This is a genomic window from Streptomyces sp. NPDC104309, assembly GCF_055584025.1.
In genome coordinates, this window is the sequence record NZ_JBVJMV010000022.1 from 122,181 (window position 1) to 134,760 (window position 12,580).

14 protein-coding genes and 1 pseudogene are annotated in these 12,580 nt (G+C 69.1%); 13 read left to right on the forward strand and 2 right to left on the reverse strand.

The genetic code is table 11. The features are described 5' to 3' along the window. The first annotated feature begins 32 nt into the window (after positions 1–32). The 10 genes from ACZ68L_RS28680 to ACZ68L_RS28725 all read left to right on the forward strand — a co-directional run bounded on the left by ACZ68L_RS28680 (position 33) and on the right by ACZ68L_RS28725 (position 8,587). Complete coding sequence (locus ACZ68L_RS28680) at positions 33–773, forward strand: helix-turn-helix transcriptional regulator (RefSeq protein WP_469582173.1); 741 nt, start codon at positions 33–35, stop codon at positions 771–773. Further along, complete coding sequence (sufB, locus tag ACZ68L_RS28685; RefSeq protein WP_469582175.1) at positions 770–2,191, forward strand: Fe-S cluster assembly protein SufB; 1,422 nt, start codon at positions 770–772, stop codon at positions 2,189–2,191. The genes ACZ68L_RS28680 and sufB overlap by 4 nt, the downstream gene beginning before the upstream one ends. A gap of 59 nt (positions 2,192–2,250) precedes the next feature. Further along, positions 2,251–3,432 (forward strand): Fe-S cluster assembly protein SufD, encoded by a 1,182-nt coding sequence (sufD, locus tag ACZ68L_RS28690; RefSeq protein WP_469582177.1) that lies wholly within the window; start codon positions 2,251–2,253, stop codon positions 3,430–3,432. Beyond that, positions 3,432–3,749 carry a bifunctional 3-phenylpropionate/cinnamic acid dioxygenase ferredoxin subunit gene (locus tag ACZ68L_RS28695; RefSeq protein WP_469582180.1) on the forward strand — a complete coding sequence of 106 codons (318 nt, stop codon included), beginning with the start codon at positions 3,432–3,434 and terminating at the stop codon, positions 3,747–3,749. The genes sufD and ACZ68L_RS28695 overlap by 1 nt, the downstream gene beginning before the upstream one ends. A 7-nt stretch (positions 3,750–3,756) precedes the next feature. After that, positions 3,757–4,521 (forward strand): Fe-S cluster assembly ATPase SufC, encoded by a 765-nt coding sequence (gene sufC / locus ACZ68L_RS28700; RefSeq protein ID WP_351078837.1) that lies wholly within the window; start codon positions 3,757–3,759, stop codon positions 4,519–4,521. Next, a complete protein-coding gene (locus tag ACZ68L_RS28705) occupies positions 4,518–5,774 on the forward strand; it encodes a cysteine desulfurase (RefSeq protein ID WP_469582183.1) in 1,257 nt (418 codons plus the stop codon). Before sufC ends, ACZ68L_RS28705 begins: the two co-directional genes overlap by 4 nt. 42 nt (positions 5,775–5,816) lie before the next feature. Next, on the forward strand, positions 5,817–6,272 hold the full coding sequence (gene sufU, locus ACZ68L_RS28710; protein ID WP_114243911.1) for a Fe-S cluster assembly sulfur transfer protein SufU: 456 nt from the start codon (positions 5,817–5,819) through the stop codon (positions 6,270–6,272). Then, entirely contained in the window at positions 6,269–6,622 is a 354-nt protein-coding gene (locus ACZ68L_RS28715) for a metal-sulfur cluster assembly factor (protein ID WP_376278524.1), read from the forward strand. The genes sufU and ACZ68L_RS28715 overlap by 4 nt, the downstream gene beginning before the upstream one ends. Before the next feature lie 140 nt (positions 6,623–6,762). Beyond that, positions 6,763–8,157, forward strand: a complete 1,395-nt coding sequence (locus ACZ68L_RS28720; RefSeq protein WP_469582187.1) for a hypothetical protein — start codon at positions 6,763–6,765, stop codon at positions 8,155–8,157. 55 nt (positions 8,158–8,212) lie between these two features. Next, positions 8,213–8,587, forward strand: a complete 375-nt coding sequence (locus ACZ68L_RS28725; RefSeq protein WP_469582213.1) for a VOC family protein — start codon at positions 8,213–8,215, stop codon at positions 8,585–8,587. Positions 8,588–8,680: 93 nt separating this feature from the next. On the opposite strand, the gene ACZ68L_RS28730 is transcribed toward ACZ68L_RS28725, so the two are convergent. Next, on the reverse strand, positions 8,681–9,706 hold the full coding sequence (locus ACZ68L_RS28730; RefSeq protein WP_469582189.1) for a DUF7847 domain-containing protein: 1,026 nt from the start codon (positions 9,704–9,706) through the stop codon (positions 8,681–8,683). Positions 9,707–9,899: 193 nt separating this feature from the next. Here ACZ68L_RS28730 and ACZ68L_RS28735 point away from each other — a divergent pair, with 193 nt between their 5' ends. After that, on the forward strand, positions 9,900–10,220 hold the full coding sequence (locus ACZ68L_RS28735; protein ID WP_384455089.1) for a DMT family transporter: 321 nt from the start codon (positions 9,900–9,902) through the stop codon (positions 10,218–10,220). Beyond that, the gene (locus tag ACZ68L_RS28740) at positions 10,220–10,756 is read left to right on the forward strand and encodes a TetR/AcrR family transcriptional regulator (RefSeq protein ID WP_469582193.1); all 537 of its coding nucleotides are present in this window, start codon (positions 10,220–10,222) and stop codon (positions 10,754–10,756) included. Before ACZ68L_RS28735 ends, ACZ68L_RS28740 begins: the two co-directional genes overlap by 1 nt. A 253-nt stretch (positions 10,757–11,009) precedes the next feature. Here ACZ68L_RS28740 and ACZ68L_RS28745 read toward each other — a convergent pair whose 3' ends face one another. Continuing rightward, positions 11,010–11,897, reverse strand: a complete 888-nt coding sequence (locus tag ACZ68L_RS28745; protein WP_469582196.1) for a winged helix-turn-helix transcriptional regulator — start codon at positions 11,895–11,897, stop codon at positions 11,010–11,012. Positions 11,898–12,005: 108 nt separating this feature from the next. Between ACZ68L_RS28745 and ACZ68L_RS28750 the strand changes: the two are divergent. Then, positions 12,006–12,488 (forward strand): annotated as a pseudogene (locus ACZ68L_RS28750) (MFS transporter); the annotation flags it as partial. Positions 12,489–12,580 lie beyond the last annotated feature (92 nt).

Consider the following 12,580-nt stretch of genomic DNA (forward strand, 5'->3'; position numbering starts at 1 on the left):
CAGGGCCCGGCGAATTACGCAACAATGGCGTTGTGAAAAACGTTGGCGAGGCTCCGCAGGAGGAACTCGCGACAGGTGAGCGCTCGACGCGCAACCGGGTCGCGCGCTCCATCCTGGACCACGGCCCGTCCACGGTCGCCGATCTGGCGAAGCGCCTCGGCCTCACCCAGGCCGCCGTCCGCCGCCATCTCGACGCCCTTGTCTCCGACGGTGTCGTCGAGGCTCGTGAGCAGCGGGTGTACGGCGCGCGGACCCGGGGCCGCCCGGCCAAGGTGTTCGCCCTGACCGACTGCGGGCGCGACGCCTTCGACCAGTCCTACGACAAGCTCGCGGCGGACGCCCTGCGCTGGATCGCCGAGACCTCGGGCGACGAAGCGGTCGTCGCTTTCGCGCGGGCCAGGATCGCGGCCCAGTCCGAGGCCTACCGCTCGGCGGTGGAGGCCGCCGACCCCGAGGCGCGCACGGAGGCGTTGGCCAAGGCCTTGTCCGCCGACGGGTACGCTGCGATGGCGCGTAGCGCGCCCGGCCCGCAGCAGGGCGAGCAGCTGTGCCAGCACCACTGCCCGGTCGCTCATGTCGCCGAGCAGTATCCGCAGCTGTGCGAGGCGGAGACGGAGTTCTTCTCCAGCCTCCTCGGGACGCATGTGCAGCGTCTGGCCACCATCGCCCACGGCGACGGTGTGTGCACGACGTACATTCCGCGCAGCGGCCACTCAGCACCACAGACCATCAATTCAGCATCTGCAAGCACGGCCGGGAGGAACCCCGCATGACGCTCCCTACGGAGACTGCCCACCCTGAGCTCGAGGGTCTGGGCACGTACGAATTCGGCTGGGCCGACTCCGACGCGGCAGGCGCCGAAGCCAAGCGCGGGCTCTCCGAGGAGGTCGTCCGCGACATCTCGGCGAAGAAGAACGAGCCCGAGTGGATGCTGAAGCTGCGCCTCAAGGGCCTCAGGCTTTTCGACAAGAAGCCCATGCCGAACTGGGGCTCCGACCTGTCGGGCATCGACTTCGACAACATCAAGTACTTCGTGCGGTCCACGGAGAAGCAGGCGGAGTCCTGGGAGGACCTGCCCGAGGACATCAAGAACACCTACGACAAGCTCGGTATCCCGGAGGCGGAGAAGCAGCGCCTGGTCGCCGGTGTCGCCGCGCAGTACGAGTCCGAGGTCGTCTACCACCAGATCCGTGAGGACCTGGAGGAGCAGGGCGTCATCTTCCTCGACACCGACACCGCGCTGAAGGAGCACCCGGAGCTCTTCAAGGAGTACTTCGGCACCATCATCCCGGTCGGCGACAACAAGTTCGCCTCGCTGAACTCGGCCGTGTGGTCCGGCGGCTCGTTCATCTACGTGCCCAAGGGTGTCCACGTCGACATCCCGCTGCAGGCCTACTTCCGTATCAACACGGAGAACATGGGCCAGTTCGAGCGGACGCTGATCATCGTCGACGAGGACGCCTACGTCCACTACGTCGAGGGTTGCACCGCCCCGATCTACTCCTCCGACTCGCTGCACTCCGCGGTCGTCGAGATCATCGTGAAGAAGGGCGGCCGCTGCCGCTACACGACGATCCAGAACTGGTCGAACAACGTCTACAACCTGGTCACCAAGCGCGCCGTGGCCTACGAGGGCGCGACCATGGAGTGGGTCGACGGCAACATCGGCTCCAAGGTCACCATGAAGTACCCGGCCGTCTACCTGATGGGCGAGCACGCCAAGGGCGAGACTCTTTCCATCGCCTTCGCGGGCGAGGGCCAGCACCAGGACGCCGGCGCCAAGATGGTCCACATGGCGCCGAACACCTCCTCCAACATCGTCTCCAAGTCGGTGGCGCGGGGCGGCGGCCGTACCTCCTACCGTGGTCTGATCGAGATCGGCGAGGGCGCGCCGGGCGCGAAGTCCAACGTCCTGTGCGACGCGCTGCTGGTCGACACGATCTCGCGCTCCGACACCTACCCGTACGTCGACGTCCGCGAGGACGACGTGTCGATGGGGCACGAGGCAACCGTCTCGAAGGTCTCCGAGGACCAGCTCTTCTACCTGATGAGCCGAGGTCTGACGGAGTTCGAGGCGATGGCGATGATCGTGCGCGGCTTCGTCGAGCCGATCGCGAAGGAGCTGCCGATGGAGTACGCCCTTGAGCTCAACCGGCTGATCGAGCTGCAGATGGAGGGTTCGGTCGGCTAGCACAGCCGGACGACCGAATTCCCCGACTTTTGACAGAGAAAGCGAGCACTACGACAGCCATGGCTGAGGCTCAGAACATTCCGGCGGGATCCACCACCGCCGGGTCCATCGCGGTGGCCGCCGAGTCGACCGTCGCCACGCGCATGAGTGCGCCCCCGTCCTTCGCCGTCGCGGACTTCCCCGTCCCGCACGGCCGTGAGGAGGAGTGGCGGTTCACGCCGCTGGAGCGGCTGCGCGGACTGCACGACGGCACGGCCGTCGCCACCGGCGGCGCCGTGAAGGTCGCGATCGAGGCCCCCGAGGGCGTCACGGTCGAGACCGTCGGCCGCGACGACTCCCGGCTCGGGAAGGCCGGCATCCCGGTGGACCGCGTCGCCGCCCAGGCGTACTCGTCCTTCGAGCAGGCGACCGTCGTCACGGTCGCCAAGGAGGCCGTGCTCACCGAGCCGATCCGCATCGTGGTGCACGGCGAGGGCGGCGTGGCCTACGGCCACCAGGTCGTCGAGCTGGGCGCCTTCGCCGAGGCCGTCGTCGTCATCGACCACACCGGTGACGCGGTGCTCGCCGCCAACGTGGACTACGTCCTCGGCGACGGCGCGAAGCTGACCGTCGTCTCCGTGCAGGACTGGGACGAGCACGCGGTCCACGTCGGCCAGCACAACGCGCTGGTCGGCAGGGACGCCTCGTTCAAGTCGATCGTCGTCACCTTCGGCGGTGACCTCGTCCGTCTCCACCCGCGCGTCAGCTACGCGGGCACCGGCGGCGAGGCCGAGCTCTTCGGGCTGTACTTCACCGACCGGGGCCAGCACCAGGAGCACCGTCTCCTGGTCGACCACAACACCCCGCACTGCAAGTCCAACGCCGCCTACAAGGGCGCGCTCCAGGGCGACGGCGCACACGCGGTGTGGATCGGTGACGTCCTCATCCAGGCCAGGGCCGAGGGCACCGACACCTACGAGATGAACCGCAACCTCGTCCTCACGGACGGCGCGCGGGTCGACTCGGTGCCGAACCTGGAGATCGAGACCGGCGAAATCGTCGGCGCCGGCCACGCCTCCGCGACCGGCCGCTTCGACGACGAGCAGCTCTTCTACCTGATGTCCCGCGGCATCCCGGCCGAGGAGGCCCGTCGGCTCGTCGTGCGCGGCTTCTTCGCCGAGCTGGTCCAGCAGATCGGGCTGCCGGACGTCGAGGCGCGGCTGCTCGACAAGATCGAGGCCGAGCTGAAGGCGTCCGTCTGATGGCCTTCGTCAAAGCCTGTGCGCTGAGCGAGCTGGAGGACGACACCCCGAAGCGGGTGGAGCTCGACGGCATTCCGGTGTCCGTCGTGCGCACCGAGGGCGAGGTGTTCGCGATCAACGACATCTGCTCGCACGCGAACGTGTCCCTGTCCGAGGGAGAGGTCGAGGACTGCATGATCGAGTGCTGGCTGCACGGCTCCAGCTTCGACCTCCGCACCGGCAAGCCGTCCGCTCTTCCCGCGACGCGCCCCGTCCCCGTATACCCCGTCAAGATCGAAGGGGACGATGTGCTCGTCTCCGTCACCCAGGAGTCCTGAGTCACCCATGGCAACGCTTGAAATCCGCGACCTGCACGTCTCCGTCGAGGCCGACAACGCCACGAAGGAGATCCTCAAGGGCGTCGACCTAATCGTGAAGCAGGGCGAGACCCACGCCATCATGGGCCCCAACGGGTCCGGCAAGTCCACCCTCGCGTACTCCCTCGCGGGTCACCCCAAGTACACGATCACCAGCGGTTCGGTGACCCTGGACGGCGAGGACGTCCTGGAGATGACCGTCGACGAGCGGGCCCGCGCCGGCCTGTTCCTCGCGATGCAGTACCCGGTCGAGATCCCCGGTGTCTCGGTCTCCAACTTCCTGCGCACCTCCGCCACCGCCGTCCGCGGCGAGGCGCCCAAGCTGCGTACCTGGGTGAAGGAGGTCAAGGAGACGATGGGCCGGCTCCAGATGGACCCGGCGTTCGCCGAGCGCAACGTGAACGAGGGCTTCTCCGGCGGTGAGAAGAAGCGCCACGAGATCCTTCAGCTGGAGCTCCTCAAGCCGAAGGTCGCGATCCTCGACGAGACCGACTCCGGCCTGGACGTCGACGCCCTGCGCATCGTTTCCGAGGGCGTCAACCGGGTCCGCGAGACAGGCGAGGTCGGCACCCTGCTGATCACGCACTACACGCGGATCCTCCGCTACATCAAGCCCGACTTCGTGCACGTCTTCGCCAACGGCCGCATTGCCGAGTCCGGCGGCGCCGAGCTCGCCGACAAGCTGGAGAACGAGGGCTACGAGGCATATGTGAAGGGTGGCGCTTCCGCGTGACACAGCTGCCGGGCCTCCTCGACACCGAGGCGATCCGCAAGGACTTCCCCCTGCTGGATCGGACGGTCCACGACGGGAAGAAGGTCGTCTACCTGGACAGTGCGGCGACGTCGCAGAAGCCGCGCCAGGTCCTTGATGCCCTCAACGAGTACTACGAGCGGCACAACGCCAATGTGCACCGCGGCGTGTACACGATCGCGGAGGAGGCCACGGCGCTGTACGAAGGCGCCCGTGACAAGATCGCCGCGTTCATCAACGCGCCCAGCCGCAACGAGGTGATCTTCACCAAGAACGCCTCCGAGTCGCTCAACCTCGTGGCCAACATGCTCGGCTGGGCCGATGAGCCCTACCGGGTGGACCACGACACCGAGATCGTCACCACGGAGATGGAGCACCACTCCAACATCGTGCCGTGGCAGCTGCTCTCGCAGCGCACCGGCGCGAAGCTGAAGTGGTTCGGCATCACCGACGACGGCCGGCTCGACCTGTCCAACATCGACGAGATCATCACGGAGAAGACGAAGATCGTCACCTTCACCCTGGTCTCCAACATCATGGGCACGATCAACCCGGTCGAGAAGATCATCCGCCGCGCCCAGCAGGTCGGCGCGCTGGTCTGCATCGACGCCTCGCAGGCCGCTCCGCACATGGTGCTCGACGTGCAGGCGCTGCAGGCCGACTTCGTGGCCTTCACCGGCCACAAGATGGTCGGCCCGACCGGCATCGGCGTGCTCTGGGGACGGCAGGAGCTCCTGGAGGACCTGCCGCCGTTCCTCGGTGGTGGCGAGATGATCGAGACCGTGTCGATGCACTCGTCGACCTACGCCCCCGCGCCGCACAAGTTCGAGGCGGGTACGCCCCCGATCGCCCAGGCCGTCGGCCTCGGCGCGGCCGTGGACTACCTCTCGGCGATCGGCATGGAGAACATCTACCGGCATGAGCACGCGATCACCGAGTACGCGGTGAAGCGGCTGCTGGAGGTGCCGGACCTCAGGATCATCGGTCCGGCGACGGCCGAGGACCGCGGCGCCACGATCTCCTTCACGCTCGGCGACATCCACCCCCACGACGTGGGTCAGGTGCTCGACGAGCAGGGCATCGCGGTCCGGGTCGGACACCACTGCGCGCGGCCGGTCTGCCTGAGGTACGGAATTCCTGCGACGACGCGAGCGTCGTTCTATCTGTACTCCACGCCCGCCGAGGTCGACGCCCTGGTGGACGGTCTGGAGCACGTACGGAACTTTTTCGGGTAATAGGCAGAGCGGTTACTAGGCAGAGCGGCTGAGGGTTGACTGGTGAAGCTTGATTCCATGTACCAGGAAGTGATCCTGGACCACTACAAGCACCCCCACGGGCGCGGCCTGCGGGACGGCGACGCCGAGGTGCACCACGTCAACCCGACGTGCGGCGACGAGATCACTCTCCGGGTGAAGTACGACGGCGAGACCATCACCGATGTGTCGTACGAGGGTCAGGGCTGCTCCATCAGCCAGGCCAGCGCCTCCGTGCTGAACGATCTGCTGGTCGGCAAGGAGCTGGGCGAGGCGCAGAAGATCCAGGAGACCTTCCTGGAGCTGATGCAGTCGAAGGGCCAGCTGGAGCCGGACGACGCGATGGAGGAGGTGCTGGAGGACGCGGTCGCGTTCGCCGGTGTCTCGAAGTACCCGGCCCGGGTGAAATGCGCGCTGTTGAGCTGGATGGCGTGGAAGGACGCGACGGCGAAAGCGCTGTCCGAAGGGAAGACGGCATGAGCGAGAACACGGTGACATCCAACGAGGGTCCGACGACCAAGCCGGCCTCCGAGGAGGAGGTCCGCGAAGCCCTGTACGACGTCGTCGACCCCGAGCTGGGCATCGACGTCGTCAACCTGGGCCTGATCTACGGCATCCACATCGATGACGCCAACATCGCCACCCTCGACATGACCCTGACGTCCGCGGCCTGCCCGCTGACCGACGTCATCGAGGACCAGGCGAAGTCGGCGACCGACGGCATCGTCAACGAGCTGCGGATCAACTGGGTCTGGATGCCGCCGTGGGGTCCGGACAAGATCACGGACGACGGACGCGAGCAGCTGCGCGCACTCGGCTTCAACGTCTGAGCCACCCGTACCGCCGAACGGCCCCCGGTTCCCGCCGGGGGCCGTTCGGCGTTGTTCGTCCGCCGTACGCGTGACGTGTGTCCGCAGTTGGCGAGGGAACGGGAATCTGAACGCGAACCCACGTCGACGAGAGGCATGCTGTGCTGCATCAGCTTTCGCTCCACGACCGCCGGGCGGCCATCGCCGCGAGCGGAGTTCTCGTACTGGCCGCCCTGGGGGTCGACGCCCCCGCACATGCCGCGAGTTACGGTACGCCGACGATCGGGCTCTCGGCCTCCTACCTCTCCGGCGCCGTCGGTGCGACCGGCGATCCCGTGGTGACCGTCACCGTCGCGCAGAGCGGTGCCGATGCCGCCGCGCTCGGGGTGGCGGCGTCCGCCAGCTCCAAGCCCTCCGTCGCCGGAACCGGCGATGTGACCGTGACCGGGACCGGCGCCACCCGGCAGCTCGCGGTCGCCGCGCACGGGCGTGGCTACACGGACCTCACGATCAAGGTGACCGGACTCGGCGGCAGGACCGCCACCCGGACGCTGCACTACGCCGCGTCCGCAGCCGTGCAGAACGCCGCCGACACGCGCTACCTCACCGGCTCGTCGGACGCCTCGGCCGCCGTCGACGCGGGCGGCGGGTACGCGGTGGTCGCCGATGACGAGTCCAACACGCTGCGCCTGTACGACCGTTCGGCATCCGGCGCGCCCGTGCGGAGCTGGGACGTCGGCTCGAAGCTCGGGGTGTCGAAGGAGATCGACATCGAGGCCGGAGCCCGGGTCGGGAACACCATCTACTGGACCGGATCGCTCGGCAACAACAAGGACGGTGTGTACAAGGCCGACCGCAACACCGTCTTCACCACGACGGTGACCGGCTCGGGGGCCGCCACCCAGCTGACGGTGGGCGGTTCGTACAAGAAGCTCCGTGACGACCTCGTCGCCTGGGACAAGGCGAACGGCAACCGGTTCGGCTTCGCCGCGGGGACGGCGGACGGTGAAGCGCCCAAGCAGATCGACGGGTTCAACATCGAGGGCCTGGAGTTCGCGCCCGGCTCGACGACCACCGCGTACCTCGGTTTCCGGGCGCCGCTCGTACCGCCGAAGGCCGGGGGCAAGGCGCTCGTCGTGCCCGCCACCAACTTCGACAAGGTGGCCGGCAGCGGGGCGAAGGCGGTCATCGGCACGCCGATCGAGCTGGACCTCGGCGGACTCAGCATCCGGGACATCCGTAAGAACGCGGCCGACCAGTATCTGATCGTGGCCGGTTCCTGGGCGTCCGACGACAACTCCGACCCGTACGCCCTCTACGCCTGGGACGGGGTCGCCGCACACGCGCCGGTCAAGCGGGCCGATCTGCCGACCGCCGACCCGGGTGGCTGGGAGGCCGTCGTCGACGTTCCGGACCTGACCGTTCCGGGCGCGCGTGCGCAGCTGATCACGGATGCCGGATCGGCCGATCTGTACGGGGACGGCATGGAGGCGAAGGACCTCGACCACGCCGAGTGGAAGAAGTCCCGGGCCACCTGGTTCACCGTCGGCAGCTGACGGACCGGGCGCCTTCGCGCTTCGGGACGGCCAACGGCCGTGCCCGCCGGGCAGACTGGCGGGCACGGCCGTTTCCTTCTACAGCATCGTCGTCGACGCCCACGATCTTCCGTCGCTCGCCCGCTTCTGGTGCCAGGTGTTCGACTGGAAAGTGCTCTTCGAGGCCGACGACGAAATCGTCATCGGCGCCGACAAGTCCGCGCTTCCCGGGATCACCTTCGTCCCCGTGTCGGAGCGGAAGGAGGTCAAGAACCGGCTCCACATCGACCTCGCCCCCGATGACCAGGCCGCCGAGGTCGAGCGCATCATCGGGCTCGGCGCGCGGGGGGTGGACATCGGGCAGCAGGCGGAAGCGAGCTGGGTGGTGCTGGAGGACCCCGAGGGGAACGAGTTCTGCGTGCTGCGTCCGAAGAACTCGCTCATCGACTGAGGACCCCACGGTCTTTCGTTCGGATCAGGCCGGATCAGCGAGCGGGGCCCGGTGCCGGGGCGCGCGAGCCCGGCCTCATCCGAACGAGAGAGCCTAGGTGCCGTACGGGGACGGGGGTACGGCCGCCGCCTCGGCGAGGACCGGGCCCAGGTTCTCCGTGCGCATGCGCCGGTCGACGTAGAGAAGCCCGGTCACCAGCTGCGGAAACGTCGCCGAGAGGAGCTGACCGACGAGCTGTCCCAGCAGGACGATGATCAGGTAGCCGCTCATGGCGAAGGCGATCGACGCGGGGTTCGGGTCCTCGTTCAGGGTCGAGCTGCCGATGACGCCGGAGAACATGCCGAGGAACGAGAACGGGATCTGGATGACGTAGCTCGCCACGGCCGCCATCACGAAGGCCAGCAGACTGATCCCGAAGACCCGCCACCAGTCGCCGCGCACCAGCTGCGACGAACGGCGCAGGGCTGCCACCGGGCGCTGCCGCTCGAAGACCGCGGCCGGGGCGGCCAGGCTGAACTTCACCCAGAGCCAGGCCGCCAGGGGAGCGGTGGCCAGGGCGCCGAGGAGGCCGAGCGTGGTCCACACCGCGGCGTTGGGCTCGTGGGCCAGGGTGATGGCACCGATCACGAGGGCGCAGAAGCCGACCATCATGAGCACCATCGGGATCATCGCGATCAGGGCGGACAGGATCACTGTGCCGATCACCGCCGGCACGCGGGCCCAGGCCCGTCGCCAGATGACGGAGAAGGTGGTGGGCCTGCCCAGTACCGCCTCCTGCAGGACCGCGGGAACGGTCGCGTACATCAGGGCCGTACAGAGCATGAGGGCGACCATGGCGACCAGCCAGATGGCGCCGAAGGCGATCAGCACCGGCGCGAGGTCGTCCGACGACGGGTCCTGATCGGCGCTGAGCGAGATGATCCGGCGCAGATGGTCACTGGTCGCGGAGTACGCGATCACCGTCGCCGCCCCCACGACGACCAGCGCCACGCCGTACACGGCCACGCCGATACCGAAGAGCTGCTTCCAGTAGCGGCCCATCGTGCTGAAGGCGCCGCCGAGTATGTCCCCGAGCCTCAGGGGTGCCAGTGGTATCACTCCGGGCTTCGGCGGTGGCATCCAGCCACCCCATCCCGGTGGCCCTCCGTACGGTGCTCCGCCGTACGGCGCACCACCGCCCCACCCTGCGTCCTGCGCCACTGCTGCTCCGTTGTGTGTCGTCGTCCTGCGTGCCGGTCGGGACACCGTAGCGTCCCGAGTGGCGTGAAGTCGCCGTACCGCGGTGCGAGCGGCGATGCGTACACTCGTACACATGGGATATGGACTGCTTGCCGCGGCCATCGCGGCGGAGGTGGCCGGCACGACGGCCATGAAGTACAGCGAGGGCTTCACCCGGCTCTGGCCCTCGCTGATCACCGTCGCGGGCTATCTCATAGCCTTCACCCTGCTCGCCCAGACGCTGAAGACGCTGTCCATGGGCACCGCCTACGCCATCTGGGCCGGGATCGGCACCGCCGCCGTCGCCGCCATCGGCGTCCTCTTCATGGGGGAGTCCGGCAACCTGGTCAAGCTGGCGGGCATAGCGCTGGTCATCGCCGGAGTGGTGGTGCTGAATCTGGGAGGGGCCCACTGATGGCACGCCGTTACGACCCCGAGCGGCGCAGCCGTATCGTCGACGCCGCGATCCGGGTCGTCGGCGCCAAGGGCATCGCGGGGCTCAGCCACCGCTCCGTCGCCGCCGAGGCGGATGTGCCGCTCGGTTCGACGACGTATCACTTCGCCTCGCTGGACGAGCTGTTGATCGCCGCGCTGCGCCGGTCGAACGAGAACTTCGCCGAGGTCATGCGGGAGAGCGAGGCCCTGGCCGACCCGGCGGCCGACCTCGCCGAGGAGCTGGCGAGACTGCTGGGGGAGTACTTCTCCGGCGGGCGCGGGCGGGCGGAGCTGGAGTACGAGCTGTACCTCGCGGCGCTCCGCAGGCCCGCGCTGCGGCCCGTCGCCGCCGAGTGGACCGACGGCACGGCCGAGCTGCTGTCCCGGCGGACCGATCCGGCCACGGCACGGGCCCTGATCGCGCTCATGGACGGTATCTGCCTGCAGGTGCTGCTCACCGGCGGGGACTACGACGAGGCGTACGCCCGGGAGATGCTGAGCCGGGTCGCCGGCTGACCGCTCCGACCGCGGCCCGCGCCCGTACTCGGCTTCCGGGGCGCGGCCGGGCCTGGGCGCGGTGCCGCCGGTCGTCTCGGCTTCCGTGCTGGCGCGGGCGGGTTCCGCATCGGGGGTGCGGGATGAGCCCGGTCGGTCGGGCACCGGCCGGTCCTGGGGCGCGGTGCTGCCGGGCGCCTTGTTCCCGTGTTGCCGGACGGGTTCGGTTCATGCCCGCCGCCCGGTCACGGATTGCCCGCTGCCGCGTCCTTCCTCACGCGTCGGACCGGCCTGCCTCCCGGATCGCGGTCAGGGCCGCCCGCACGCTCGCCTCGATGTCCGTGACCGGGTACAGCGCCTCGCGGACCGTCCGGTCCCGGTCCACCACCAGCGTCAGCCGCTTCAGCCGGCTGGTCCCCGCCGCGCGGAAGGTCGGCAGCCGCAGGGCCGCCGTCAGCTCCAGCTCCGCGTCGGACAGCAGCGGGAAGCGCAGCCGCTCCGCGTCCGCGAACGCCCGCTGTTCGTCCGGGCGTTGGGTGGACACCCCGTGCACGGTCGCGCCCGCCGCCGTGAACTCGGCCGACTGGTCGCGATACGTACAGGATTCGAGGGTGCAGCCGCTCGCACCGGGGATCTCGGCCCAGCCCGGCGGGTAGGCGTCCCGGCGGGCGTAGGCGCTGGGGAAGCAGTACAGGACGGTGTACGGGGTGTCGGCGACCGGGTCGCGCGGCACGCCGTCGTAGTCCAGCAGTCGCAGCTCGGGCAGGCGTGTGCCCACCAGGGCGTGCACCCGGGCCGCCTCCTTCGACGACTCCGCGGCCGTTGCCATCGTTTCCCCTTCCCCCATCACCCAGGTGTCGCCCCAGTCCTGGAGCGCGATCAGCACGGGCAGCAGCGCGCGTCCGCGCCGGGTGAGCCGGTACTCGTACCGGGGCGGCCGGTCCTGGTACGGCTCCCGGGACAGCACTCCCGCGTCGACCAGCAGCCGCAGCCGCTCGGTCAGCACCTTGCGGGAGACGCCCAGCTCCTCCTGGAGCGCGTCGAAGCGGTGCACCCCACGCGCCGTGTCCCGCACGATCAGCAGGGTCCACCAGTCGCCGACGACATCGAGTGCCTGGGCGATGGCGCAGTCGGCGTCGGCCAGGCTGGTGCGCTGGGGCATGGGTCCTCCTTCGAGCTCCCTCGGCCGTATCTCACCGGATTGACCCGCGGGAAAGCATGATGCCATAGTCCGTTCCCAAGAGAAACCCACCGGGGGAGGGTGTTGCGGATGGGGTTCTTCGGGACAGTGCGGGACGTACCGCGCACGGTGCGGCTGCTGGCCTTCGGCTCCTTCCTCAACGGGGTCGTCAGCTTCACCTTCGTCTATCTCTTCGTCTATCTGACCGGCCCGCGCGGGCTGACCGTCCCCCAGGCCGGGGTGATCGCGGGCGTCGGCGGCATCGGCCTGGTCGCCGGGAACTTCACCGGCGGCTGGTTCGGCGACCACTACGGGCACCGTCGGATGCTCCTGACCGGTGCGCTGGTCGGCGGGGCGGCACTCGCCACCCTGCCGGTCCTGCCGGTCGCGGCGATGTACGGGGTGCTGCCGCTCGCGCAGTACGCGGCGGGCGTGGTGCGCGCCGCCAACGCCGCACTCGTCGCCGTCTCCGTCCCCGAGGGCGGCCGACGGCAGAGCTTCGCCCTCGTACGGGCCGGGGGCAACGCGGCGTTCGCCGTCGGCCCGCCGCTCGGGGCGCTGGTCGCCGCCCGTTGTGCGCCCAGCATGGGCGATTGCTTGGGGGTGGAAGTCCCCTGGGGGAAGAGGTGGTGCTAACCCCGAGCCGGAGGCAAGGGCGTCATCGT